Below are 25895 nucleotides of genomic sequence, written 5' to 3' on the forward strand. Positions count from 1 at the left end.
CAGCCGTACGGGAGACTTTTGGGGCGCATTGGGGAGAGAGGACAGGTCTTCCCGGTGGGGTCAGGGGGCACATTCACGGCTCGCCAACAAGGCGCACTGTTCTTGCGCGTCAATGATAAGGATGCGTGTCTCGGAGATAACGCGGGTTCGGTCAACGTGGTCGTGGCGAAGAGTGATGCAGATGCCGTGCACCCGCTATCGGTCCAGGATTTCAACGCGTACTGCAAGGATCAGGGATTCGGGCAGGGTGTCACAACCACCGGTGCGGATCCGTACTCGATACGCTGCAAGAATGACGACGGCAGTCTGCAAGAGTTCGCCAATGACGAAGAGATCCACAACTTCGTCGAGGGTGTGTGTGGGGCGACGTATCCGAATCGCAGTGTCATTGACCGGCTGAGGACCATGGCGGATACTTACAGCGCATGGGAATGCATGGATAGTGTGTCCTATGCTGGCGTGCCGGACCTGGAAGGTTGGTGCGAGGCCAAGGGGCTCAATCTCCTTGCCTCAGACAATGCCAAATATTCTGCGTATCGCTGGTTCTGTGTGAACTCCGACAGATCGCGTGTGGAGGGCATTCCCATGGATCAGGTCTGCAAATGGGAGTTCGGCCCCGACGCACTTGACCGCTTGGCCAATGCCAACGCGACGGAAATAGGTGACGCGTGGGATTGCAGGTACGTGAGATAGCAGAGGCGCGCGCCCGCCGCCGGCCGCCGGCGGCGGGGCCCGTATGGCTGGCGTAACGACCGTGGCTACTTCAGCAACCGCGACAACCGCCGGTCGGCGAGCGGCTTGCCCCCGGTCTGGCAGGTGGGGCAGTACTGCAACGACGAGTCGCTGAACGACACCTCCCGGACGGTGTCCCCGCAGACCGGACAGGGCTCGCCGGTCCGCCCGTGCACCCGCATCCCCGTCCGCTTCTCCGCCTTGAGGTCCTCCGGCGCCAGCCCGCGGGCCCGCTCGACCGCCTCGCCCAGGGTCGTCCCGACCGCCGCGTACAGCCGCGCCACGTCCTCCTCGGACAGCGCGTCGGCGAGCTGGAACGGCGACAGCCGCGCCGCGTGCAGGATCTCGTCCGTATACGCATTGCCGATCCCGGCCAGCACGCTCTGGTCCCGCAACACGCCCTTGATCTGCCGCCGTTCACCCCGGAGCATCCCGGCGAAGGCCGCCGGCGTGAAGTCCTCACCCAGCGGATCCGGCCCGAGCCGCGCGATCCCGGGTACGTCCTGCGGGTCCCGCACGACGTACAGCGCGAGGTGCTTCTGACTGCCGGCCTCCGTCACGTCGAACCCGGCCTCACCCGGGGAGATCCGCACCCGCAGCGCCAACGGCCCCTTCCCCGGCCGCGGCGGAGCCGCCGGCAGCTGCTCCCTCCACCGCACCCACCCCGCCCGCCCCAGATGCATCACGAGAAACAGCTGCTCCCCGGCCCGGAGCGCGAGGAACTTCCCGTACCGCTCCACCCCCGCCACGGTCCGCCCCTCCACCGCGTCCAGCCCCGGCTCATAGGTCTTCAACGCGGCCACCGACACCAACTGCACCCGCCCGACGACGGACCCCACCAGCCGCCCCGCAAGAAACCCCCGCAGCGCCTCGACCTCCGGCAATTCAGGCATGTCCCCAGTCTGCCCCGGGACCTCCCGCCCGGCCACACAGCCCCGAGCCCGGCCACACAGCCCCGCGCCCGGGAACGGAGAAGGAAGTGTGAAGCCGGTACAGGGGTCCGTACCGTGGATTACCGTGCCCCCGTGGACCAGTTGATCTCATCGGACCCGACGCACATAGGCCCGTACCGCCTGATCGCCCGCCTGGGCGCCGGCGGTATGGGCCTGGTGTATCTGGGCCGCTCCGAGGCCGGGCGGACCGTCGCGGTCAAGGTCGTCCAGGACGAGCACGCAGCGCATCCGGAGTTCCGCAGGCGCTTCGCCCGCGAGGTGGCGGCCGCCCAGCGGGTGGGCGGCTCCTGGACGGCGGCCGTGCTCGACGCCGACACCGAGGCCGCGGTGCCCTGGGTGGCGACCCAGTACATCCCGGGGCCCGACCTGACCACCGTGGTGGCGGACGACTACGGGCCGTTGCCCGAGGACTCCGTCCGGGTGCTGGCGAACCGCCTCGCCCGTGCCCTGCAGGCGGTGCACGAGGCCGGCCTGATCCACCGGGACCTCAAGCCGTCCAATGTGCTGGTGACGGTGGACGGGCCGCGCGTGATCGACTTCGGTATCGCGCGGGCCATGGACAGCCTCGCCGGGGACAGCCTGCACACCCGCACCGGCATGCTGATCGGTTCCCCCGGCTTCATGTCGCCCGAGCAGGTGCGCGGCCTCGAACTCACCCCCGCCAGCGATGTGTTCTGCCTGGGCGCCGTGCTCGTCTACGCCGCCACCGGCCGCCTGCTCTTCGGCGCCCCGGATACCGGGCTGAACGCCCACCTCTTCCGGATCGCCGAGGAGGAGGCCGACCTGTCCGGCGTCCCGGAGCCGCTGCTCGACCTCGTACGCGAGTGCCTCCACAAGGACCCGGCCGAACGGCCCACCCTCCAACAGGTCGCGGCCCGCACGGAGACCGGGTCGGAGGGGGAGTGGCTGCCGGGCGCGGTGCTGGCCCAACTCGGCCGCCACGCCGCCAAGTTGCTGGACTACGCCCCCGAGACGGCCGTCGGCACGCCCGGTGCCGCCCCCGCCGGGACGCCTGCGACCGCCGCGACCGCCGCGGCCCCCGGCACTCCGCCCGGGCCACCGCAGCCGTCGACCCCGCCGATGCCCGGGTACTCGCCCACCGCCCCGGCGCAGCCGGTCCCCCCGCAGGGGTTCGGGCCGCCTCCCGGCATGACCCCGCACGCCTGGCCCCCACCGGCCGCCCCGCCGGACCTCCAGGATTCCGCGGCACCGCACCCCAGGCGCTGGTGGGGGCTGGCGGTGGTCGCCCTGGTGCAGCTGTTCGTGCTGCTCGATGCGACGTCCCTGCAATTGGCGATGCCGTCGATCATGGCCGCTCTGCACCTGCCCGCCGATGACCTGACCCTGCTGTTCACCGGGTACGAACTGGCCTTCGGCGGACTGCTGCTGCTCGGCGGGCACCTCGCCGACCTGGTCGGCCGCAAACGGATGCTGTTCATCGGCCTGGCCGGCTTCGCGGTGGCCGCCGCGTTCGGCGGGATGGCGCCCACCGCCGGCGCGCTGATCTGGGCCCGCGCCCTGCAGGGCGCCTTCGCCGCACTGCTGTCGCCGGCCGTACTGGGCCTGGTGTCGGCCAACTTCCCCGACCCGAAGGCACGGGGCAGGGCCTTCGGCATCTACGCCACGATCGCCGCCGGCGGCTCGACCATGGGTCTGCTCACCGGCGGATGGCTGCTCGACAACCTGGACTGGCGCTGGTGCCTGTTCGCCGACGTCCCCCTGGCCCTGCTCGCCGTGATCGGCACGGCCACCCTGGTGCACGACCGCCCGCTCCGCGCCCGCCGCCTCGACGCCCCGGGCCTGCTGCTGGGCTCCGCCGGCATCTTCGCCCTCATCTACGGCTTCCACGAGACCGGCTCGCGCGGCTGGTGGGACCTCCTGGTCCTGGCCCTGCTCGCGGTCGGCATCGTCCTGCTCCTGGCCTTCGTCCTGTGGCAGAACAGGACGGCCGACCCCCTCCTGCCGCCGTACGTCACCAAGGACCGCACCCGCATCGGCGCCTTCCTCACCCTGTTCCTGACCGGCGCCGGCGGGCTCGCCCTCTTCCCGACCCTGATGACGTACCTGGAGAACGTCCGCGGCCACTCCCCGCTCGCCACCACCACGGCCATGCTGCCCGCGGTCGCCGGCATCCTCATCGGCGCCACCCAGGTCTCCGCCCGCCTGCTGCACCGCGTACCGCCGCGCACCCTGATCGCACCGGGCCTGCTGCTCACCGCGTGCGGTCTGCTGCTGCTGACCCGCCTGCAGCCCGGCAGCGCGTACACCGCCGTGCTCCTGCCCGGCATGGTCCTGGCCGGCCTCGGCCTCGGCATGGCCCTGATGCCGCTCTTTTCCCTCGCGACGGGCGGCATCGCCGCCCGGGACTCCGGCGGGGGCGCGGCAGTGACGAGCACGTCCGAGGAGGTGGGCGCGGCACTCGGCACCGCACTGTTCAGCAGCGCCCTCGCCGCGGGCATCGCCGCCCGCCTGGACGCCGTACCCGGCCTCCCGCCGACCTTCGGCGCCGCGGCCCGCAGCGGCCAGATCATCAGCCCCCAGGGCGCCCCGCCGCAGCTCGCCGAGATGATCACCAAGGCAACGGTCGGCGGCCACACGGACGCCCTGTGGTGGTCGGTAGCCCTCACCCTCCTCGCAGCCCTGACCGCGACCCTGCTGATCAGTCCCACCACCCCGCCGACCCCGGGACCCGCACATGAGTAGGTACGAGAACGACGACGACGACGAACAGCCCGCCCCCCTCTACGAGCTGCCGGAAGAAGGCGACCGCGACGAGGAAACCGCCCCACCCCGGCAGCCCCAGGACAACGCGGACCGCGACCTCCACTACGAGGAATGGCGCCCCCACGACCACACCGGCCCCTACGGCCAAGAACGCCGCCGCCGCAACTGACACTTCCGCCACCGGACGCCGCACCACACGCACCCGAAAGGGCCGCCACTCGCCGACAGTTGCGGTAGGCATATGCCTTCCTCGAAATGACGAGGAAGGCCGCTCGTCGTAGGCGCCGAGGGAACCAACGGCCGGTCAGTTCCGTTTCAACAAGCAGGAGAAGAGCGCTCCATTCTTCTGCCGGAGCCTGTTGGCTCACTGCGGACGTCGCTGCTGACGTCCAGTCAAGGCGGCAGTCCTCCCGGGTAGTCCCGGAGGACTGCTGGGAGTCACAAAGTTTGATCACGCTGGAGGTCGCCGTGAGAGGTCCGTGAGACTCGATCGCGATGCCTGGCAAGGCGTCATGTCACCTGAATCTTGGGGCAGTTGGCCCGCAAGATTCGCTGCAGGCGAAGTGCCTGCAGCACATTTCACATCAATTGGAGGAAACATGTTCAGACTTCAAAGGAGTAGACCCCATGAGTACATCCGATACCGAACTTAAGCGATCCGTCCATCGATCCCTGATCTGGTCCCTCGTCATCGCTTTTGTGATTTCCCTGCTCGCGGCACTACTTACTGCTTGCGTAGATCTTGCGGCAGGGGCTCACGTAATGGAATCCGTGAAGAGCGCATGGGGCACCTTCTATGAGGTGGCAACCCTGTGCATGTTGGTTGTGACTGTTTTCTGGGCCGTAAGATTGGCAATCATTCTCAAGAGCTGAGTGCTTACCCATACACAAGGGGCCCCGGTACGGACGCGTGCCGGGGCCCCTTGCGTGCCAACGAGAGGAAGGGCCCCCTTGGCGCAGCAGCCATCGCCTGGGGCCACCGACGTGACTGACCGCTGGGAGTCTCACAGTCGAAAGGGCCGCCACCCCGGAGCGGAGTGGCGGCCCTTTCAGCAAATCTCGGGCGATCTTAGATGTCGTAGTAAAGCTCGAACTCGTGCGGGTGCGGGCGGAGCTGGATCGGGGCGATTTCGTTGGTGCGCTTGTAGTCGATCCAGGTCTCGATCAGGTCGGCGGTGAAGACGCCCCCCTGCTGGAGGTACTCGTTGTCCTCTTCCAGGGCGTCGAGGACGGCCGGGAGGGAGGTCGGGACCTGGGGGACGCCCGCGTGCTCCTCGGGGGCGAGCTCGTAGAGGTCCTTGTCGATCGGCTCGGCCGGCTCGATCTTGTTCTTGACGCCGTCCAGGCCCGCCAGGAGGAGGGCGGAGAAGGCGAGGTACGGGTTCGAGGACGGGTCCGGGGCGCGGAACTCGACGCGCTTGGCCTTCGGGTTGGAGCCCGTGATCGGGATGCGCATGGCCGCGGAGCGGTTGCGCTGGGAGTAGACCAGGTTGACCGGGGCCTCGAAGCCGGGGACCAGGCGGTGGTAGGAGTTCACCGTCGGGTTCGTGAAGGCGAGGAGCGAGGGGGCGTGCTTGAGGATGCCGCCGATGTAGTAGCGGGCGGTGTCCGAGAGGCCCGCGTAGCCCTGCTCGTCGTAGAAGAGGGGCTCGCCGCCCTGCCACAGGGACTGGTGGACGTGCATGCCGGAGCCGTTGTCACCGAAGATCGGCTTGGGCATGAAGGTGGCGGTCTTGCCGTTCTTCCAGGCGACGTTCTTCACGATGTACTTGAAGAGCATCAGGTCGTCGGCGGCGGCCAGCAGCGTGTTGAACTTGTAGTTGATCTCCGCCTGGCCGGCGGTGCCGACCTCGTGGTGCTGGCGCTCGACCTGCAGGCCGGCCTTGTCCAGCTCCAGGGAGATCTCGGCGCGCAGGTCGGCGAAGTGGTCGACCGGCGGGGCCGGGAAGTAGCCGCCCTTGTAGCGGACCTTGTAACCGCGGTTGTTCTCCTCGGAACCGGTGTTCCAGGCGCCGGCCTCGGAGTCGATGTGATAGAAGGACTCGTTCGACTTGGTCTCGAAGCGGACGTTGTCGAAGACGTAGAACTCGGCCTCCGGGCCGAAGAACGCGGTGTCCGCGATGCCGGTGGAGGCGAGGTAGGCCTCGGCCTTCTTGGCGATGTTGCGCGGGTCGCGGCTGTACTGCTCGCCCGTGATCGGGTCGTGGATGAAGAAGTTGATGTTGACCGTCTTGTCCCGGCGGAACGGGTCCACACGAGCGGTGGAGAGGTCGGCGCGCAGAGCCATGTCGGACTCGTGAATGGCCTGGAAACCGCGGATCGAGGAGCCGTCGAAGGCGAGTTCCTCGGCCGGGTCGAACGCCTTTGCCGGGATCGTGAAGTGCTGCATCACACCGGGCAGGTCGCAGAAGCGGACATCGATGAACTTGACGTCCTCGTCCGCGATGAACTTCTTGGCCTCGTCGGCGTTCTGGAACATCCAACTCCTCCTAGCCCGGTCACCGGTCGGCGGACGCGGGATTGCTACTCGGAACGCGACCAGTGCGGTGGCGCGCTCGCCCGACCATAAGCAGGCGGGATTTCTCAAGCATGACCCATTTGTTTCGCCGAGGTTAACCGCCGCGCGGTCCTCTTTACCCCCCAGTGTGCGCCAAAGAGGGGCATTGCGGACCGCCTGGTGAGGCCGGGTTTCCGGCCACCTCACGGGCCCGCCGCCTGCGCGGATACCGGCCCTCGCGGAAGGGAACGTATGCCGTCGCAGTACCGTGGACGGGTGGACAACAGGCAAGCAATCGGATCGTGGATCTCCGGGCCCCGCGCGGCAGCCGAGGACATGGGTGTCGAATTCGGATACCGCGGGCAGCGGCTCGGGCTGCCGGAGGAGGGGCCGGGGGCGCTCGCCCGTCCCGGGCGCCGGTTCGCCGCGCTCTTCATCGACTGGGCGCTGTGCCTGCTGATCGCCTACGGGCTGCTCAGCGGCGGCCGGGCGCAGTCGGCGAGCAACTGGGCACTGGTGGTCTTCGCGGTGCTCAGCGTGCTGACGGTCGGCACGGTCGGCTTCACCCCGGGCAAGCGGCTGCTGGGCCTGCGGGTGGTCGCCGAGGGCGGTGGCCGGATCTCGCTGCCGCGGGTGGTGCTGCGGACGCTGCTGCTCGTCCTCGTCATCCCGGCCGTCGTCTGGGACCGGGACGGCCGCGGGCTGCACGACCGCCTGACGCGGGCCGTCCAGGTCCGGATCTAGCCGTCCGGATCCAGCCGCCGTCCGGAGATCTCGTCGCCGTCCGGATCCGGTCGCGCGGATCGAGCTCACACGTCGCGGGGATCGAGCTCACACACGTCGCGCGGATCGAGCTCACACACGGGTGGGGCCCGGGACCACGACGGTCCCGGGCCCCACCCGTGTCGGATCGGGGTCGGCGCTCAGCGCGCCTTTCCGCCGCCCTTGGGCATCCGCATGCCCTTCGGCATCGGACCCTTCGGTACGGGCATGTTGCTCATCAGGTCGCCCAGCGCACGCAGCCGGTCGTTGACCGCGGTGACCTGGGCGCCGGGCAGGACCCGGGGCAGCTTCAGCAGGGTCGTGCGGAGCCTCTTCAGCGGGACCTGGCCCTCGCCGTCGCCCACCACGATGTCGTGCACCGGGGCATCGGCGACGGTACGCGCCATCCGCTTCTTCTCGGCGGCCAGCAGGCCGCGCAGACGGTTCGGGTTGCCCTCGCCGACCAGCACGATGCCGGCCTTGCCGACCGCGCGGTGCACGACGTCCTGGTTGCGGTTCATGGCCACCGCGGGGGTGACCGTCCAGCCGCGCCCGACGTTGTCCAGCACCGCGGCCGCCGCACCGGGCTGGCCTTCCATCTGCCCGAAGGCCGCGCGCTCGGCGCGCCGTCCGAAGACGATCGCCATCGCCAGGAACGCCAGGACGAAGCCCAGGATTCCGGCGTAGACGGGGTGGCCGATCGCGAAGCCGATGGCGAGGAGGACGCCGAATACGACGATGCCTACACCAGCGACGACAAGACCGACCTTGGAGTCGACCCGACGGGTCATCTTGTAGGTCAGGGCGATCTGCTTCAGCCGCCCGGGGTTCTCAGCGCCGGCAGCGCCGTTGGATTGTGCCTTCCTCGCCATACAGCGAAGTTTACGTGGCGTGCGGGCGACGGGTCGCCGCGGCCTCCAGTACGTACGCCGCCTCGTGGCGGTCCTTGGCGCGGCGGCGGTCCTCCAGGACCGACGTCCAGGCGTTGCGGCGTGCGGTGCGCTGGCCGCCGCGCATCAGGACGGCCTCGACGGCGCGCAGGGCACCGGTGACGGAAGGGACGGGGCGGGCGGGGGTGGCGCGGAGCGGCGCGGCCTGCATGGTCAGTGACTCCCTCTGGCTGTTCGGAGAAGCAGGGGTGGTGTGGGAGCGGTGCGTGCATCCATCGTCACTCAACGGTGTTACCAACGGATGACCTGCCGGTCAAACACCAATGAAACATTGACGCGGCCCGCCACGCCCCCCGTCAGAGGGGAGTGCGGGCCGCGTGGTTCCAGCATGTGCCACATTTCACAAGACGGCGCGCCGGGGAGGGCCGACCGGGTTCAGACCGCCTGACTGGACGCCTCGACCTCGCGCCGCTCGATGGCCTGCTGGTAAAGGCGGCCGGCGCGGTAGGAGGAGCGGACCAGCGGGCCGGACATGACGCCCGCGTACCCGATCTCCTCGGCCTCCTCCTTGAGCTCCACGAACTCGGCCGGCTTGACCCAGCGCTCGATGGGGTGGTGCCGGACCGACGGGCGCAGGTACTGGGTGATCGTGATCAGCTCGCAGCCCGCGTCGTGGAGGTCCTGGAGCGCCTGGCTGATCTCCTCGCGCTCCTCGCCCATGCCGAGGATCAGGTTGGACTTGGTGACCAGGCCGGCCTCGCGGGCCTTGGTGATCACCTCCAGCGACCGCTCGTAACGGAAGCCCGGGCGGATCCGCTTGAAGATCCGCGGGACCGTCTCGACGTTGTGGGCCAGCACCTCCGGGCGGGAGGAGAAGACCTCGGCGAGCTGCTCGGGGACCGCGTTGAAGTCCGGGATCAGCAGCTCGACGCCGGTGCCGGGCATCGCGGCGTGGATCTGCCGGACGGTCTCGGCGTACAGCCAGGCGCCGCCGTCCTCCAGGTCGTCGCGCGCGACGCCGGTGATCGTGGCGTACTTCAGGCCCATGGTCTGCACGGACTCGGCGACCCGGCGCGGCTCGTCGCGGTCCAGCGCCTGCGGCTTGCCGGTGTCGATCTGGCAGAAGTCGCAACGGCGGGTGCACTGGTCGCCGCCGATGAGGAACGTCGCCTCGCGGTCCTCCCAGCACTCGTAGATGTTGGGGCAGCCCGCCTCCTGGCAGACCGTGTGCAGGCCCTCGCTCTTGACCAGGCCCTGGAGGTGGTTGTACTCGGGACCCATTTTCGCCCGGGTCTTGATCCACTCGGGCTTGCGCTCGATGGGGGTCTGGCTGTTCCGGACCTCCAGGCGAAGCATCTTGCGCCCGTCGGGTGCGACTGCGGACACGTCCGGCTCCCTACAACTTCGTTTCTTCGGCGTACACCAGGGTACGCCCGATGATTCGCACGTCTTTCCGTGCATGGCAACCCCGGGTTGCGGGGCTGCATTCCCGCCCCGTCGGGCGGTCAGACCGCTCGCGGCAGCAGCTCGGCGTTCTCCAGGACGTCGCGCAGATGCTTCTCGACCACGGGCAGCACCTCGGCGATGGTGATCTCCCGGCCCAGCTCACCGGCGAGCGAGGCCACGCCCGCGTCCCGGATGCCGCACGGCACGATCTTGTCGAACGAGGTGTTGTCCGGGTTCACGTTCAGCGAGAAGCCGTGCATCGTGACGCCCTTGGCGACCCGGATGCCGATCGCGGCGAGCTTGCGGTCCTCCCGGCGCTGGCCGGCGTTGGACGGCGCGTACTCCGGGCCGTTCAGCCGCGGGTCGAACAGCTCGTCCGCCAGCCGCGGGTCGAAGTCGAGGTTGAGCCCGCCCAGCGCCCGCCGCTCCTCCACGGGGTCGCCCAGCACCCACACGCCACTACGGCCCTCGACCCGGCTGCCCTCGATGCCGAACTCGGCGCAGGCCCGGATCAGCGCCTCCTCCAGGCGGCGCACATGGGCGACGACGTCCACCGGGCGCGGCAGCTTCTGGATCGGGTAGCCGATCAGCTGGCCCGGACCGTGCCAGGTGATCTTCCCGCCGCGGTCCACGTCGACGACCGGGGTGCCGTCCAGGGGGCGCTCGTCGTCGGATGTGCGCCGGCCCGCGGTGTAGACGGACTGGTGCTCCAGCAGCAGACAGGTGTCGGGCACCTCGTCCGCGAACCGGGCGGCGTGGATCCGGCGCTGCTCCTGCCAGGCCGACTCGTAGTCGACCGCGTCGGCCCCGAAGCCCAGATGCACAAAGCGCAGCCCCTCGGGTGCGGGGGTCTCCCCCCGAGAGATCGCAGTCACGGCAGCTCCCATTCGAACCTCTGTTGCACTGTGCGGCAACGTTGATGCCTTCCGATGCGTTCGCGCCCCCAGCAACTGTACGGCGGCCGGATCCGGTCCCCGCAGGCGGCCGGTGTACCCACCAGCAACCACAGCCCCGTCCCTGCTCACACGATCGGATGAACGCGGCACGCAGGCCGCGAGAACGGCACCGAAGGCCGTTACATTCACGCCGTTCCACGAGGGCGATGAGCATGCCGGACAGAGGCGGCCGAAAGCGGCCGCCCGGGCCCGGAAGGCAGGAGACCGGTAAAGCTGATGACGGAACGACCCGCACACACCCCCAACCGACAGCTCGCCGCGCTCATCGCCGAGGCGGGCTTCTCCAACGCCGGTCTGGCCAGACGGGTTGATCAACTCGGCATCGAGCACGGCCTCGACCTCCGTTACGACAAGACCTCGGTCACCCGCTGGCTGCGCGGCCAGCAGCCCAGGGGCACCACCCCCGCGCTGATCGCGGAGGTCTTCACCCGCCGCCTCGGGCGCCGGCTGTCCGCCCAGGACCTCGGCCTGGACGCCTGTGCGCCGGTGTACGCCGGGCTGGAGTTCGCCGCGAGCCCCAGCGAGGCGGTGGACATCGTCAGCGGGCTGTGGCGCAAGGACTCCGGCAGCCACGCCGAGCTGCGCAAGATCGCCTTCACCCCGGCCGGGCTCGTGGTGCCCAGCCGGGACTGGCTGATCGGGCGGCCCGACGAGCGGGTGGCCCGCGGCGAGCCGGCCACCGGCGAGGGCGCGGGCACGGGCGCGGCCGAGAGCCGGGTCCCCGCGCAGGGCGGCCGGCCCTCGGTGCCCCGGCAGCGCCGGACCACCGACCGGGTCGACCGCGCCCAGGGCGCCAAGGTCACCTCCGGTGACATCGCCGCCCTGCGCTCGGTCGGTGAGCTGTTCCGGGCGCTGGACCACGCCTACGGCGGCGGTCACGCCCGGCAGGCCCTGGTCCGCTATCTGGAGCACGAGGCCGAGCCGATGCTGCGCGGCACCTACGGCGAGGCCACCGGCCGCCGGCTGTTCGCGGCGGTCGCCGATCTGACCCGGCTGGCGGGCTGGACCTCGTACGACATCGCCGCGCACGGCCTGGCGCAGCGGTACTTCGTCCAGGCACTGCGGCTGGCCCAGGCGGCCGGCGACCGGGCGTACGGCTCCTACGTCCTGGTGACGATGAGCCGGCAGGCCGTCTATCTGGGGCACGGCAGGGAGGCCGTCCAGCTGGCGCGCGTCGCCCAGCAGGGCATCGGCAGCGGCGCGCCGCCCGCCGTCCAGGCGCTGCTGCACTCCGCGGAGGCGCGCGGGCACGGCGTACTGGGCGAGGTCCGGGCCTGCACGGCGGCGCTGGCCCGCGCGGAACGGGCGCTGGAGACCGTCCGCCCCGGGGACGACACCCCGTACTGGGCCCGCTTCTTCGACGAGGCCCAGCTCGCCGACGAACTGGCGCACTGCCACCGCGATCTCCAGCAGTACCGCGCGGCCTCCCAGCACGCCGAGCGCTCCCTGCAGCTGCGCGCCGCCGGGTTCGCCCGCAGCCGGCTGTTCTGCCGGGTGGTGCTGGCGACCGCACGGCTGGGCCTGGGCGAGCTGGAACAGGCCTGCACGCTCGGCGCGGAGGCGGCGCTCCAGGCGTCCGAGATGCGGTCGGTGCGCGCCCATGAGTACGTCAGGGAGTTCGAGCGCCGACTGGAGCCGTACCGGGACGCGGCGCCGGTGCGTGGCTACCGCGAGCGGGTGGCCGCGCTGGGCTGAGGAGCCGCGGGGGAGCCGGGCCGGGCGGTGCGCCGGGCCCGGCCGGCCCCGGTGGTCAGGCCGCCGGACGCAGGGCGTCCGGTTCGGTGGTGAGGGCCGGCAGCCCGAAGTCCGTCAACAGGGCGCGGGCCGCCCGCCGGCCGGAGTTCAGCGCGCCCTGGAGCGTGCCGGCATCGCGGTGGTCGCCGCAGACGTAGAGCCCGGACAGCACCCGTACGGGCCGCTGCGGATCGTGCGGGGCCGGCATCGCCGGGACCGCGTACGGGTCGTGATGACCGGTCAGCAGCTCCCAGTCGTCGGTGCGCGCCCCGTAGAGCCGCTCCAGCTGGGGCCGGACGGTCTTGTCGAGGACGGACAGCGGCAGCGCCGCCGCGGCACCCAGCACGGTCGTGGTGATCAGCGGCCGGCCGGGCGGCGTACGGGACGGGTCGACCGCGCCGGCGCGGTAGCTGCAGGCGACCGGTCCGTCCACCGTCAGGATCGCCGTGGTGGCGTCCTTGGACGCCCCGCCGCGGCCGCCAGAACCGGCCGGGGCGGTGTGGTGCAGCACCGTCACCGGGTGGAAGGCGGGCACCCGCAGACCCGGCAGCAGCTCGGCGGCGTCCCGCGCGCCGGTGGCCAGCAGGACCGCCCGGCAGGGGATCCGGCCGTGCTCGGCGGTGTTGACGCCCGTGGTGGAGACCGAGGTGACCTGCACGGACGTACGGACCGTGCCGGGCGGCAGGCCGGCCGCGAGCAGGTCGGGGACGGCCGAGGCGCCTCCGGCCGGCAGCCACAGCCGGCCGGCCTCCGCGTAACCGCGCAGCGCGATCGCGGCACTCCGGCTGGAGCCGCGCAACCGTGGATCGCACAGCAGCATGCCCAGCAGCGGCCGCAGGAAGACGTCCGGGGCGCGGGGCGGGAAGGTGGGCCGGGTCGCCAGGGCGTCCTGGATCGGACGGTCGGCGCGTGCGAGGGCGCGCGCCGCGGAGAGTGCGCCCCTTGTGCTCCGGGAGCCGCTGATGTGCTGCGCGCGCTGGCCGTTGTGGACGCTCAGCACGGGGGTGAACGGACGGAGCGTCAGATCTCCGAGGCCCGGGGTGCGGCGCAGTTCGGCGGCGGAGACGGCCAGCGGCCGGCCGCAGCGGTCCAGCCGGAAGCCGTCGAGCCGGTCGGTGACGGAGCGGCCGCCGATCCGCGCCGCGGCCTCCAGGACCGTGACCGACACCCCCGCGCCGGTCAGGTGGCGGGCGGCGGCGAGACCGGCCGGGCCGGCCCCCACGACGACGACGTCCACGGTCGATGCGGTACGCAGCACATGGCCTCCCGAGGTCGGTCCCAGCGGCGGTGCACGGAGTGTCATGCCCTCTGAGGCCGCGGGGAATGCCGAGTGGTGTGTGCGGAAAGGTAGGTAGCCGCCGGCGCGTACGACAGGGGGCGCCCGGGGCGCGTCGAAGCGCCCTCGGCGGAGGTTTGCCGGCGGCTATGGGCGGGCGCGGGCGTCTATCGGGGCTGGACGGCCGCCGGCGGCGCCGTCCCTCAGGCGATCGCGGCCCGGACCGCCTCGACGATCCGCGGGTGCGCGAAGCCGAACCCGGACTCCAGCAGCCGCTTCGGGACGACCCGCTGGCTGCCCAGCACGTCCTCGGCGAAGTCCCCGAGGGCGATCCGCAGCACCGGCGCCGGGACGGAGAACAGCGTGGGCCGGTGCAGCACCCGGCCCATCACGGCGGTGACCTCCCGGTTGGTCACCGGTTCCGGCGCGGTGAGATTGACCGGGCCGGTCAGCTCCTCGGTGGTCATCAGGTGGCGGAGCGCCGCGATGTGGTCGTGCAGCGAGATGAAGCTCCAGTACTGGCTGCCGTCACCGAGCCGCCCGCCCAGGCCGAGGCGGAAGAGCGGGAAGAGCCGCCCCCAGGCCCCGCCCGAGCGCGCCACCACCAGGCCGGTGCGGGCGAAGACGGTGCGGATGCCGGCGTCCTCCGCCGGCCGCGCGGCGGCCTCCCAGTCCACGCACACCTCCGGCAGGAAACCGTGGCCGGCCGGCGCGCTCTCGTCCGTCCGCCGGTCCCCGGTGTCCCCGTAGTAGCCGATCGCGCTGCCCGAGACGAAGACCCGCGGCGGGACGTCCATCGAGGCGAGCGCCTCCGCCAGGGCCCGGGTGCCGAGCACCCGGCTGTCCCGGATCTCCTGCTTGTACGCGGCCGTCCACCGGTGGTCGCCGACGCCCGCGCCGGCGAGGTGGACCACCGCCTCGCAGCCGGCCAGCCCCGCGGTGTCGACCTGCTGCCGCGCGGGGTCCCAGCGCACCTCGTCGGCGGCCGCCGGGGCGCGCCGTACGAGTCGGACGACGTCGTGGCCGTCCGTGCGCAGGGACCCTACGAGTGCCGTGCCGATGAGTCCGGTCGAGCCGGTGATCGCGATCCGCATGGGCCCATACTGCCTCCCGGCGACGACAACTTCCCGGCGGGGGACACGAGTCGCGTCCGTACTGGCCGCCGCCGGGAAGGCCCCTGTGGCAGGCCCCGGGGAAGGCGCCCTCCGGCCGGACTATGGCCGGAAACGTTCCCAGAGGAGGGGGAAGCGTTCGGCCAGGGTCTCGTCGTCGTCGAAGTCGACGTACGTGCCGAGCGGTTCGCGGGGCTGCGGGGGCAGCTCCAGGTCCGGCATCGACCCGCCGGTCATCTGCTCGTACGCCTCGTCGGCCGCGTAGCCCACCTCCTCGGCGTCCCCGTCGACCGACTCGTCGAAGTCGTCGAGGAGCTCGGCGAGCTGGTCCGGGTCGTGCACCCCGCCCTCGAAGACCTCCCGGCCCTGGGCGATCAGCCAGCAGCGGAAGTAGTCGAACGCGTCGTCGCTGCAGCCGTCCAGCAGGACCGCGGCCGCCGCCCACAGGTCCCAGGTGTACGCCCGGTTGTAGCGGGACTCGAAGTGGCGGGCGAAGTCCACGACGGCGTCCGGGTCGCGCCTGAGCAGCCGCTCGACCAGCGCGTCGGCCTGCTCCTCGGGATCACCCTCGGCCGCCTCGCGCGAGTGGTCGATCAGCTCCCAGAACTCCGTCTCGTCCATCACCGCTCCAGCATCTGCCCTGCGGGGGTGCGGCGCATGCGGAGTCCCCCGCATGTCGGGGTGCCGTCGTCCCGGCCCACGAGGGGTCGGGGCGGGTCGCCGGCCGGGGCGGGGAACGGGGGATGAGCAGGCAGGGAGCGGGAGGACGGGCGCGCCGGGCACGGGCGGTGACCGGGAGCGTGCGGGCCGCGCGGGGCCGCGCCGGCCGTCGGGTGACCGCCCCAAGAATCACTCGTTGGAAGGCGTGCAACAACGAAACGACGGCATACACGGCATAGTCGGTAAATCTGCCAATTTCTGAAGGGCTGTTTCAGGCCATGCCCATGGACGAACGCACCCGGGCCGACGTCGAACGGGCCGAGGCGGCCCTCGTCGAGCACTACCCCCGGCTGGTCCGCCTCGCCTACCTCGTCCTGCCCCCGTCGATGGGCCGCCACCGCCGGGTGCTCACCGCCCACGGCCTGGTCCAGCGGGCACTGCCGCGCACCGGCCGCCGGCGCCGCCCCGACGGCGGGCTGCCGGCCCAGCGCGGCCCGCTGCCCGAGAACGGCTACGACCTGGTACGGCTGCGGACCCTGCGCCTGGCCCTGGCACACGAGGGCCGGGCCGGCCGGGGACTTCCCGCGGTGCCCCAGGTCTGGGGCCTGCGGCTGTTCCCCCGGGCCGGCGGCGCCGATGAACTCGCCCTGGACCAGGCGCTGTCCGCCGTCCCGGCATCGGTCCGGGCCGCCATCGGACTCTGGCAGCTGGAGGGCCTGGACGAGGACGCGGTACGGGCGCTGCTGGAACGGGCCGGGGCCACCGACCCGGCGGCCGCGCAGCGGGCGGCCGAGCAGCTGGACCGGGAGACCGGGGCGGGCGCCGCGGCGCTGCTGAACTCCGGGGAGTTCGACCCCTGTACGGTCCAGACCCGGCCGACGGACCTGCTGCGCCGCCGGCAGCGGCTGCGGGCCGCGGTGGCGCTGGCGGCCGTCGCGGCGATCGGCGCGGTGATCGCCGCGGTGCCGGGCGGCGCCGAGGGCCCGGCGGGCCCGCCGCCGACCCCCGCCCAGCAGGCGCTGGACCCCACGAAGCTGCTGCGCACCCCCAACGAACAGTGGTCCGACACCGCGCGGGTGGACTTCACCGCCTGGCCCGCGCGCGGACGGCAGGCCGGCGACGAGGAACTGCTGGGCCGGGCGCTGCGGGTCTGGGCGGCACCGCCCGCCGACGCCCGGATCACCGCCTCCGCGGGCACCTCCACCCGCCCGCCCGACCATCCGCCGCAGCTGCTGTACGCCGGTCTGATCGACAACGTCATGGTCGTCGTCCTGTACGACGGCGAACGGCTGGTCCGCTACGCCGAGCCCGAAGACGCCAGCCCCACCCTGCACTTCGCGCGGGTGGACGACGCGGACCTGACGACCGGCGCCGCGCTGGTGATCGGCCGCGGCAACGGCTGGATGCGCTATCTGCTCGCCCCCTGGATCTCCGACGTCGCCGCCCGCGACCTGCTGGCGCCGGGCGCCCCGCCGCGCGGGCTGCACGTCGCCCCCGACGGCGTCACCGACCGGATCCCGCTCCCACCGCAGGCGGGCGGCGGCTGCGGGCACTGGCCGGTGGCGCAGTTCCGCCCCTCGACGCGGATCGGGGCGCCGGCCCCGCCCTTCCTGCTGGCCGACCTCAACGACCTCGTCCCGGTCCACCTCACCTACGTACCGCCGCCGCCCACCGGCGCGGCGGGCCCGGTCGCGGGGCAGCGCGAGGCCACCGACCCCGCGGCGTTGGCGACCTGGGCCCGTACGGCCTGCGGGCTGGGCGCGCTGCGCGGCACCGGCGTACGGTCCGTCAACAACTGGGTGTTCGCCGTGCAGCGCCTCCCCGAGGGCGGGGGCAGCGCGACGTGGGTGTGCACCCGCGCCGACACCTGGCGCGGGCCCGGCAGCGCGACCGTCCGCTTCCTGCCGCCCGCCGTACGGCCGGCCGACCCCGGCCGGATCGCCGGCCGGTCCGACGACACCGCCGCCTGCAGTCGCTACGGCCCGCACGTCGTCGGGGCGGTCCCCTGGCGCTCGCCGTCCGGGAAGCCGTACCTGCTGGCCGCGGGCAGCCCGGACGTCACCACCCTCGACGTCACCGGCGCCCTCCGGGCCACCGCCAAGGGGCCCACCCTCGCCGCACCGGCCCCCGGCTCTGACCCCGGCGCGGGCCCCGGCCCGGAGACCGCGGCCGAGGTCGTCGGACGACTGCGGGACGGGGGGAGCGTGCGGGGGTTCCGGCCGTAGGGGTGGCCCTGGTGAACGGTGAGCGGCGGGCGGTGGGTGGTGAGCGGCGAGCGGCGAGCGTGAACGGTGGACGGGGTGGGCGGTGAGAGGCGAGGCGGCAGGGGCGAGCGGTGTGGAGCGAGGCGGGAGGCGTTCGCCTTGGGCGGGAAACCGGACAGAAGGTGTCGGGATTCGCTGTCAGAGTCGCGTTGCGCCGGGCCGGGGCACACACCGGTGGGCCGCCGGCCCGGCGCTCGGCACCTGACAGTGAGGAGTGGAACGTGACGAGTGGGCACGCGACGAACGGCGGCCCGGCGGGCGGGCACGCGGTCTCCGCGAGCGCGGGGCCGGACCGGCCCGTGACGGCGGCGCTGACCGGGCGGGTGGCGCTGGTCGCCGGGGCGACCCGGGGCGCGGGCCGCGCGATGGCCGTCGAGCTGGGCCGGGCGGGCGCGCTGGTGTACGTCACCGGGCGGACGACCCGCGACCGGATCAGCGAGGTGGGCCGCGCCACGGAGACGATCGAGCAGACCGCGGAGCTGGTGACCGCCGCCGGAGGCACCGGTATCGCCGTACCGACCGACCATCTGGAGCCGGCGCAGGTCGAGGCGCTGATCGAGCGCATCGACCGGGAGCAGGGGCGGCTGGACGTCCTGGTCAACAGCGTCTGGGGCGGCGACCATCTGCTCGAATTCGACACCAAGCTCTGGGACCTGGATCTGGCCAACGGCCTGCGGATGTTCCGCCTCGGCATCGACACCCACATCATCACCAGCCATTACGCGCTGCCGCTGATGAACCGGCGGCCCGGCGGACTGCTGGTCGAGGTCACCGACGGCACGGCGTCCTTCAACCGCAGGTACCGCGAGAACCTCTGCTTCGACCTCACGAAGAACGTCCCGCACCGCATCGCCTTCGGCCTCGCCGCCGAGGTGAAGGACCTGGGCGGCACGGTGGTGTCCCTCACCCCCGGCTTCCTGCGGTCCGAGGAGATGCTGGACCACTTCGGGGTGACCGAGGAGACCTGGCGCGATGCGGTGGCCCAGCAGCCGCACTTCGCGATCGCGGAGTCACCGGCCCTGATCGGCCGGGCCGTACGGGCGCTGGCCGCCGACCCCGACAAGGCGCGCTGGACCGGACAGTCGCTCTCCAGCGGCCAGTTGGCGAAGGAGTACGACTTCACCGACGCGGACGGCTCCCGCCCCGACTGCTTCGGCTACTTCGAGGACGTGGTCTTCGGCGGCAAGGACGCGACGGCGGCCGACTACCGCTAGGGCGTGGGGCGTTGTCCCTGGCTGCTGGGGCGTCGCCCCTGGGTACCTGGCACCTCACCTAAGTTGCCAAGTTGCCCCTGGGTATCTCATGCGGGGCCTCCCGTCCCGGCGTCCCGTCGTACAGGGTGGCCGTCCGCCGGGCGGCCACCGCGAGGCGGTCACGCAGCGCGGCGGGCGCGAGGACCTCGCCCTCCGGGCCGAGGGCGAGCAGTTGGGCGTAGGCGACCTCGTCCGACTCCACGGGCAGGGTGACGGTCAGCCGGCCCTGTGCGTCCGGGCCGCCGGCGGCCAGCGCGGCGTCGATCGCCTCGCGGGCCGCCGCGCGCTCGGTGATGTACGGCAGGACCCGTATGCCGTGTGCGGAGAGCCGGAGCACCACCTCGGCACGGAGGATCGAGCGGGCGAACTGCGCGGCCCGCTCGGCCCAGAACGCCGGCAGGTCGAACGACGCGTCCCGCTCGAAGGCGCCGGGCTCGTCGCCCATCACGTCGACGGCGGTGAACCGGTCCACCCGGTACACCCGGAAGTCCCCCTCCGCCCGCGCCGCCAGATACCACACGCCAGCCTTCAGCACGAGCCCGTACGGCTCCAACTCCCGCCGCACTTCGGTCCGTTGTGCGTCCTTCCCCTTACGGGCGTAACGCGCCGAGAGCCGGCGATCGGACCACACCGCCTCGGCGATCGCGGGCAGCAGATCGGGGGTTTCCGGCTCCTGGTACCACGCGGGGGCGTCGAGGTGAAAGCGCTGGGCGGCGCCTGCGGCGGCGTCCCGCAGCTCCGGCAGGAGGGCGGCGGAGACCTTCAGCCGGGCGGCGGAGGCGGCGTCCGCGAGGCCCATCTCGCGCAGCGCGGAGGGCACTCCGGAGAGGAAGAGGGCCTCCGCCTCGCTACGGCCCAGACCGGTGAGCCGGGTGCGGTAGCCGCCTATCAGGCGGTACCCACCGGCCCGGCCCCGGTCCGCGTACACGGGCACCCCGGCCTCGGAGAGGGAGAGCACGTCCCGCGCGACCGTACGCTCGGACACCTCAAGCTCCCGCGCCAGCTCGGCGCCGGTCATCGACGGGCGCGACTGGAGCAGCAACACCATCTTGATCAGCCGTGCAGCACGCATGCCTTCATGATGCCGGGGGCCACTGACAACGCCGGGGCCGCGGCGGGGGCGTACGTTCCGGCCGGGCCGCGTAGGGTCCGGGCCGGCCGCGTAGGCGGGGGCGTGCGTTCTGGCCCGGCCGCGTGGGCGGGGGCGTGCGTTCTGGCCCGGCGGCCGTAGGGTCCGGGTCGGTCGCGTACGGTCCGGTCCGCCGTGTGCGGCCTTCACCCGCGGCGGGAGCGGTTGCTTCCGCACGCGGAGTAGCGCATTCCGCACCACTACACCCGCCCACCCCCCGAAGGGGGGTGGGCGGCGGGGAAAAAACCAGGGGGCGGCGGCGAAACGCCAGGGCGACGAAACCCCAGGCCATGGCGGCAAAACGCCAGGCCAGGGCGACGAAACGCCAGGCCAGGGCGGCGCAGCGTCAGCGCGCAAGCGGCGGAAACCCGGGCCCACCCCGGCGAAAACCCCGGCCCCGCCCCAAGGCGGAAATCCCGCCCCGCTCCGAACCGGCCCGCATCCGGCGAGTTGGAACGCGGCCTCGCCCACCTCGGGGACGCGGGCCAGTACGGGGCGGAGGAACGGGCCCGCCCCCAGCAAAAGAAGGCCCGGCCGTGGTCAGGGCGTGACCGGCCGGGCCGTGGGTTCCCGTGCGGAGGTTCCGGGCGCGGGTGGGTGGCCTCCGCACGGGAGTGTGGGTGCCCCGATGAGGGGCGGTGGTGCGACCGCCCCAGGGGCGGGCCGCGCCGCGGGCGGCGGAGGGCCGGTGTCGGCCGGCCGGGTGCCGCCGTCCGCGGGCGGGTCAGAAGCCGTAGCGGTCGCGGGCCTCCTTGACGGCGGAGGCCTGGACGTCGCCGCGGCGGGCGAGTTGGGCCAGGGCCGCGACGACGAGCGACTCGGCGTCCACGCCGAAGTGGCGGCGGGCCGCATCGCGCGTGTCGGAGAGGCCGAAGCCGTCCGCGCCGAGCGAGGAGTAGTCCTGCTCGACCCACTGGGCGATCTGGTCCGGGACCTGGCGCATGTAGTCGCTGACGGCCAGGACCGGGGTCTCGACGCCGCTGAGCGCCTCGCGGACGTACGGGGTGCGCTGCTCGCCGCGCAGGGTGGCCTCGTCGGCCGCCATCGCGTCGCGCCGCAGCTCCGTCCAGGACGTCGCGGACCACACGTCGGCGGCCACGCCCCACTCCTCGGCGAGCAGCTGCTGGGCCTTGAGCGCCCAGTGGATCGCGGTGCCGGACGCCAGCAGCTGGATCCCCGGGGCGTTGGCGGGCACCGAAATGCCCGCCGTGGCGGCGGTGTTGAAGCGGTACAGGCCGCGGACGATGCCCTCGTCGACGCCCGCGGGCTTGGCCGGCTGGGGCATCGGCTCGTTGTAGACCGTGAGGTAGTAGAAGACGTTCGGGTCCTCGCCGGGGGCGGTCTCGCCGTACATCCGGCGCAGACCGTCCTTGACGATCGCCGCGACCTCGTAGGCGAACGCCGGGTCGTACGTCAGCGCCGCCGGGTTCGTCGACGCGATCATCGGCGAGTGGCCGTCGGCGTGCTGCAGGCCCTCACCGGTCAGCGTGGTGCGGCCGGCCGTGGCACCGACCAGGAAGCCCTTGCCGAGCTGGTCGCCGAGCTGCCACATCTGGTCGGCGGTGCGCTGCCAGCCGAACATCGAGTAGAAGATGTAGAAGGGGATCATCGTCTCGCCGTGCGTGGCGTACGCGGTGGCGGCGGCGATGAAGTCCGCCATCGAACCGGCCTCGGTGATGCCCTCGTTGAGGATCTGGCCGTCCTTGGCTTCCTTGTAGTACATCAGCTGGTCGCGGTCGACCGGCTCGTACGTCTGGCCCTTGGGGGAGTAGATCCCGAGGGAGGGGAACAGGCTCTCCATGCCGAAGGTGCGGGCCTCGTCGGGGACGATCGGCACCCAGCGCTTACCGGTCTGCTTGTCGCGGATGAGGTCCTTGACCAGGCGGACGAAGGCCATGGTCGTGGCGACGGACTGGTTGCCGGAGCCCTTGTCGAAGGCGGCGAAGGCCTTGTCGGCCGGGGCCGGCAGCGGTGCGAGGGGGTGGGAGCGGCGGGCCGGGGCCGGGCCGCCCAGTTCCGCGCGGCGCTCCTGGAGGTAGCGGACCTCGGGGGAGTCGGCGCCCGGGTGGCCGTAGGGCACCTGGCCGTCGGTGAAGTCGCTGTCGGAGATGGGGAGTTCGAGCAGGTCGCGCATGGCCTTGAACTCCTCCACCGACAGTTTCTTCATCTGGTGGTTGGCGTTCTTGGACTCGAAACCCTTGCCGAGGGTGAAGCCCTTGACCGTCTGCGCGAGGATCACGGTCGGGGCGCCCTTGTGCTCCACCGCGGCCTTGTAGGCCGCGTACACCTTGCGCGACTCGTGGCCGCCGCGCGAGAGGTGGAAGCACTCCAGGATCTTGTCGTCGGAGAGCAGCCTCGCCATCTCGACGAGGGCGGGCTCGGCGCCGAAGAAGTGGTCGCGGATGTACGCGGCGTCGCGGGTCGCGTAGGTCTGGAACTGGGCGTCCGGGACCGCACGGAGCCGGCGGGCCAGCGCGCCGGTGGTGTCGAGCCGGAAGAGCTCGTCCCAGGCGGTGCCCCACAGCGTCTTGACGACGTTCCAGCCGGCGCCGCGGAACTGGGCCTCCAGCTCCTGCACGATCTTGAAGTTGGCGCGGACCGGGCCGTCCAGGCGCTGCAGGTTGCAGTTGATGACGAAGGTGAGGTTGTCCAGGCCCTCACGGGAGGCGAGCGCGAGTGCGGCGGTCGACTCCGGCTCGTCCATCTCGCCGTCGCCCAGGAACGCCCAGACGTGCGAGTCGGAGACGTCCTTGATGCCGCGGTGGGTCAGATAGCGGTTGAAGCGCGCCTGGTAGATGGCCGACAGCGGGCCGAGGCCCATCGACACCGTCGGGAACTCCCAGAGCCAGGGCAGCCGCCGCGGGTGCGGGTAGGACGGCAGGCCCTTGCCGCCGGCCTCGCGGCGGAAGTGGTCGAGGTGGTCCTCGGTGAGGCGGCCGTCGAGGAAGGCGCGGGCGTAGATGCCGGGCGCGGCGTGGCCCTGGATGTAGAGCTGGTCGCCGGATCCGCCGGTGGCGGAGTCCTCCTTGCCGCGGAAGAAGTGGTTGAAGCCGGTCTCGTAGAGCCAGGCCGCGGAGGCGAAGGTCGCGATGTGGCCGCCGACGCCGTACTTGGCGCCGCGGGAGACCATCGCGGCCGCGTTCCAGCGGTTCCAGGCGGCGATCCGGGCCTCCATCGCCTCGTCACCCGGAACGGCGGGTTCGGCGGCGGTGGGGATGGTGTTGAGGTAGTCGCTCTCCAGGAGCTGGGGGAGCGCGAGCCCCGACTGCTCCAGGGTGCGGCGCATCAGGTAGGCGGCGCGATGCGGGCCCGCCGCCTTGGTGACGGCGTCGAGCGACTCGCGCCACTCGGCCGTCTCCTCGGGGTCGCGGTCCGGGAGCTGGTCGAGCTGGCTGTACGGCAGGCGCACGGGATCGGGCATGGGTGGCCCCTTTCCGGACGGGAGGTAGCTCGGGGGTGCCGTCGAGGCCGGGCCGCGCCCGTGGGCTGCGGCGGGATCTCGACGGCACCCGGATGCGAGTTCGGCAGTTTCGGCAGGCAGGGTGTCGCGCCCCGTCGGAAGACGATACGCCCCTGATCGATGATCGATCAACGCTCAGCGGCCGAAAAACCGCAGGTCGGCACGGGGTGCCGCAATTTTGGGCACTCGGTGCCAGCCCCGGAGGTGCCCTCCGCTATGCCGCGCCGGGGCCCCTCGGACCCGCCCGGCGCACCCGCTCAGACCTTCGGTGCGCAGCTCAGCACGTGTGTCTTCAGCAGCGTGCCGATCTTCGGGTCGCGCCGCCGGAACGCGTCCACGATCTCCTGGTGCTCCTGGGCGTGCGAGCGCTGCTCCGGGCTGAACCACCGGATCGACAGCGCCGTCCAGACCTCGATGCCCAGCGACTCCCAGGTGTGCAGCAGCACGGCGTTCCCGGCGGCCCGCACGATCTCCCGGTGGAACGCCACGGTGTGCCGCACCTGCGCCTCCCCGTCCCCCGCCAGGTCCGCCTCGCGCAGCGCCGCCACCTCCCGCTCCAGCGCCGCGGTGTCCTGCGCCAGCCGCCCGGCGGCCAGCTCCGCCGCGACCTGCTCCAGCCCGGCCCGCACCGGGTAGCTCTCCTTGAGGTCGGCCGCGGTCAGGTTCCGGACCCGTACGCCCTTGTTGGGTGCCGACTCGATCAGCCGCAGCGACTCCAGCTCCCGCAGCGCCTCCCGTACGGGCGTCTGGCTGACCTCCAGCTCCACCGCGATCCGCCGCTCGACGATCCGCTCGCCCGGCTGCCAGCGGCCGCTGACGATCCCCTCGAGGATGTGCTCGCGGATCTGCTCGCGCAGCGAATGGACGACGGGCGGGGTCATGAGGTGCTCCTTCAGAGCGGGTGGTCGAGCGGCTGGTGGCGAGGGGGCCATTATCCGGGACGGCGGCCGGACGGCGGCATGCAGAAGGGCCGGCTCCGGTCCGTACGGATGCTGTACGAACCGGTGCCGGCCCCTGGTGCTACACGCCTACCGGACGACTGCCGGGGCTCAGAGACCGATCTCGGTCTCGAACTCGGCGGCCTCCAGGATCTGCTTGACCGTGGTCAGGTAGCGGGCGGCGTCGGCGCCGTCCACCAGACGGTGGTCGTAGGAGAGCGCGAGGTAGGTCATGTCGCGCACCGCGATGGTCTCGCCCAGGTCCGGGTGGTTGATGACCACCGGACGCTTGACGGTCGCGCCGATGCCCAGGATGCCGACCTGGTTCGGGGGCACGATCACGGTGTCGAACAGCGCGCCGCGCGACCCGGTGTTGGAGATCGTGAAGGTCGCACCGGAGAGCTCGTCCGGGGTGATCTTGTTGGCCCGGACCTTGCCCGCCAGCTCCGCGGTCTTGCGGGCGATACCGGCGATGTTGAGGTCGCCGGCACCCTTGATGACCGGGGTCATCAGGCCCTTCTCCGCGTCCACCGCGATACCGATGTTCTCGGTGTCGAAGTAGGTGATGGTGCCCTCGTCCTCGTTGATCCGGGCGTTGACGACCGGGTGGGCCTTCAGCGCCTGGACGGCGGCCTTGACGAAGAACGGCATCGGGGAGAGCTTGACGCCCTCACGCTGCGCGAAGGCGTCCTTGGCCTTGTTGCGCATCCGCATGATCGCGGTGATGTCCACCTCGACCACGGTGGTCAGCTGCGCCTGGCCGTGCAGGGCCTTCATCATGTTGTCGCCGATGACCTTGCGCATCCGCGGCATCTTGACGGTCTGACCGCGCAGCGGGGAGACCTCCAGCGCCGGGGCCTTCGACGGCGCCGCGGCCGGGGCGGCGACCGGCGCGGCGGCCTTGGCGGCCTCCGCGGCGGCGATGACGTCCTGCTTGCGGATCCGGCCACCGACACCGGTGCCCTTGACCGTGGCGAGGTCGACGCCGTTCTCCGCGGCGAGCTTGCGCACCAGCGGGGTGACGTACGCACCCTCGGCCTCACCGGCGGCGGGGGCCGGGGTGACCGGAGCCGGGGCGGCCGGAGCCGGCGCGGGGGCCGGAGCCGGAG

Annotated in this window: 21 protein-coding genes; 8 read left to right on the forward strand and 13 right to left on the reverse strand. The window is 72.2% G+C overall.

The annotated features are described in order from the left end of the window. Positions 1-102: 102 nt before the first annotated feature. Entirely contained in the window at positions 103-693 is a 591-nt protein-coding gene (locus ACFV1J_RS34440) for a hypothetical protein (protein WP_385864879.1), read from the forward strand. Between the two features lie 65 nt (positions 694-758). Here the strand turns inward: ACFV1J_RS34440 and ACFV1J_RS34445 are convergent, their stop codons facing one another. Continuing rightward, the gene (locus tag ACFV1J_RS34445; protein ID WP_385864881.1) at positions 759-1625 is read right to left on the reverse strand and encodes an Fpg/Nei family DNA glycosylase; all 867 of its coding nucleotides are present in this window, start codon (positions 1623-1625) and stop codon (positions 759-761) included. Between the two features lie 132 nt (positions 1626-1757). On the opposite strand from ACFV1J_RS34445, the gene ACFV1J_RS34450 reads away from it, so the two are divergent. From ACFV1J_RS34450 to ACFV1J_RS34460, 3 genes are all read left to right on the forward strand, one after another. Continuing rightward, a complete protein-coding gene (locus ACFV1J_RS34450; RefSeq protein ID WP_385864882.1) occupies positions 1758-4388 on the forward strand; it encodes an MDR family MFS transporter in 2631 nt (876 codons plus the stop codon). Further along, on the forward strand, positions 4381-4578 hold the full coding sequence (locus tag ACFV1J_RS34455) for a hypothetical protein (protein ID WP_385864885.1): 198 nt from the start codon (positions 4381-4383) through the stop codon (positions 4576-4578). The genes ACFV1J_RS34450 and ACFV1J_RS34455 overlap by 8 nt, the downstream gene beginning before the upstream one ends. Before the next feature lie 458 nt (positions 4579-5036). Next, positions 5037-5282: a hypothetical protein gene (locus ACFV1J_RS34460; RefSeq protein WP_385864887.1), complete on the forward strand. Its 246-nt coding sequence runs from the start codon at positions 5037-5039 to the stop codon at positions 5280-5282. Between the two features lie 196 nt (positions 5283-5478). On the opposite strand, the gene glnA is transcribed toward ACFV1J_RS34460, so the two are convergent. Further along, complete coding sequence (glnA, locus tag ACFV1J_RS34465) at positions 5479-6888, reverse strand: type I glutamate--ammonia ligase (RefSeq protein WP_385864888.1); 1410 nt, start codon at positions 6886-6888, stop codon at positions 5479-5481. Positions 6889-7182: 294 nt separating this feature from the next. Between glnA and ACFV1J_RS34470 the strand changes: the two genes are divergently transcribed. Continuing rightward, a complete protein-coding gene (locus ACFV1J_RS34470; RefSeq protein ID WP_385864890.1) occupies positions 7183-7650 on the forward strand; it encodes an RDD family protein in 468 nt (155 codons plus the stop codon). Between the two features lie 179 nt (positions 7651-7829). Here the strand turns inward: ACFV1J_RS34470 and ACFV1J_RS34475 are convergent, their stop codons facing one another. The 4 genes from ACFV1J_RS34475 to lipB form a co-directional block, all read right to left on the reverse strand. Then, positions 7830-8540 carry a DUF4191 domain-containing protein gene (locus tag ACFV1J_RS34475; protein ID WP_385864893.1) on the reverse strand — a complete coding sequence of 237 codons (711 nt, stop codon included), beginning with the start codon at positions 8538-8540 and terminating at the stop codon, positions 7830-7832. A gap of 10 nt (positions 8541-8550) precedes the next feature. Continuing rightward, positions 8551-8769 (reverse strand): hypothetical protein, encoded by a 219-nt coding sequence (locus ACFV1J_RS34480; protein ID WP_385864895.1) that lies wholly within the window; start codon positions 8767-8769, stop codon positions 8551-8553. A gap of 224 nt (positions 8770-8993) precedes the next feature. Then, positions 8994-9944 carry a lipoyl synthase gene (gene lipA / locus ACFV1J_RS34485; protein ID WP_385864896.1) on the reverse strand — a complete coding sequence of 317 codons (951 nt, stop codon included), beginning with the start codon at positions 9942-9944 and terminating at the stop codon, positions 8994-8996. A 119-nt stretch (positions 9945-10063) separates the two neighbouring features. Further along, positions 10064-10891: a lipoyl(octanoyl) transferase LipB gene (lipB, locus tag ACFV1J_RS34490; RefSeq protein ID WP_385864898.1), complete on the reverse strand. Its 828-nt coding sequence runs from the start codon at positions 10889-10891 to the stop codon at positions 10064-10066. A 285-nt stretch (positions 10892-11176) separates the two neighbouring features. On the opposite strand from lipB, the gene ACFV1J_RS34495 reads away from it, so the two are divergent. Continuing rightward, on the forward strand, positions 11177-12655 hold the full coding sequence (locus ACFV1J_RS34495) for a regulator (protein WP_385864900.1): 1479 nt from the start codon (positions 11177-11179) through the stop codon (positions 12653-12655). 55 nt (positions 12656-12710) lie between these two features. Here ACFV1J_RS34495 and ACFV1J_RS34500 read toward each other — a convergent pair whose 3' ends face one another. From ACFV1J_RS34500 to ACFV1J_RS34510, 3 genes are all read right to left on the reverse strand, one after another. Continuing rightward, positions 12711-13952, reverse strand: coding sequence for an NAD(P)/FAD-dependent oxidoreductase (locus ACFV1J_RS34500; RefSeq protein WP_385864902.1), 1242 nt, complete (start codon positions 13950-13952; stop codon positions 12711-12713). Positions 13953-14173: 221 nt separating this feature from the next. Next, positions 14174-15064 (reverse strand): TIGR01777 family oxidoreductase, encoded by an 891-nt coding sequence (locus tag ACFV1J_RS34505; RefSeq protein ID WP_385864904.1) that lies wholly within the window; start codon positions 15062-15064, stop codon positions 14174-14176. Between the two features lie 120 nt (positions 15065-15184). Continuing rightward, positions 15185-15703, reverse strand: a complete 519-nt coding sequence (locus ACFV1J_RS34510) for a DUF4240 domain-containing protein (protein WP_385864905.1) — start codon at positions 15701-15703, stop codon at positions 15185-15187. A gap of 323 nt (positions 15704-16026) precedes the next feature. Between ACFV1J_RS34510 and ACFV1J_RS34515 the strand changes: the two genes are divergently transcribed. Next, positions 16027-17967, forward strand: coding sequence for a hypothetical protein (locus ACFV1J_RS34515; RefSeq protein ID WP_385864907.1), 1941 nt, complete (start codon positions 16027-16029; stop codon positions 17965-17967). 338 nt (positions 17968-18305) lie between these two features. After that, positions 18306-19220 carry an SDR family oxidoreductase gene (locus ACFV1J_RS34520; RefSeq protein WP_385864920.1) on the forward strand — a complete coding sequence of 305 codons (915 nt, stop codon included), beginning with the start codon at positions 18306-18308 and terminating at the stop codon, positions 19218-19220. Between the two features lie 58 nt (positions 19221-19278). Here ACFV1J_RS34520 and ACFV1J_RS34525 read toward each other — a convergent pair whose 3' ends face one another. The 4 genes from ACFV1J_RS34525 to sucB form a co-directional block, all read right to left on the reverse strand. After that, the gene (locus tag ACFV1J_RS34525) at positions 19279-20331 is read right to left on the reverse strand and encodes a helix-turn-helix transcriptional regulator (RefSeq protein WP_385864909.1); all 1053 of its coding nucleotides are present in this window, start codon (positions 20329-20331) and stop codon (positions 19279-19281) included. A 781-nt stretch (positions 20332-21112) separates the two neighbouring features. After that, entirely contained in the window at positions 21113-23809 is a 2697-nt protein-coding gene (gene aceE, locus ACFV1J_RS34530; RefSeq protein WP_385864911.1) for a pyruvate dehydrogenase (acetyl-transferring), homodimeric type, read from the reverse strand. Positions 23810-24105: 296 nt separating this feature from the next. Continuing rightward, entirely contained in the window at positions 24106-24729 is a 624-nt protein-coding gene (locus ACFV1J_RS34535) for a GntR family transcriptional regulator (RefSeq protein ID WP_385864913.1), read from the reverse strand. Positions 24730-24897: 168 nt separating this feature from the next. Continuing rightward, positions 24898-25895: 2-oxoglutarate dehydrogenase, E2 component, dihydrolipoamide succinyltransferase (gene sucB, locus ACFV1J_RS34540; RefSeq protein WP_385864915.1), on the reverse strand; the 998-nt coding region annotated here is incomplete at its 5' end.

It is taken from the genome of Streptomyces sp. NPDC059649, from assembly GCF_042734445.1.
In the GTDB taxonomy this organism is placed as follows: domain Bacteria; phylum Actinomycetota; class Actinomycetes; order Streptomycetales; family Streptomycetaceae; genus Streptomyces.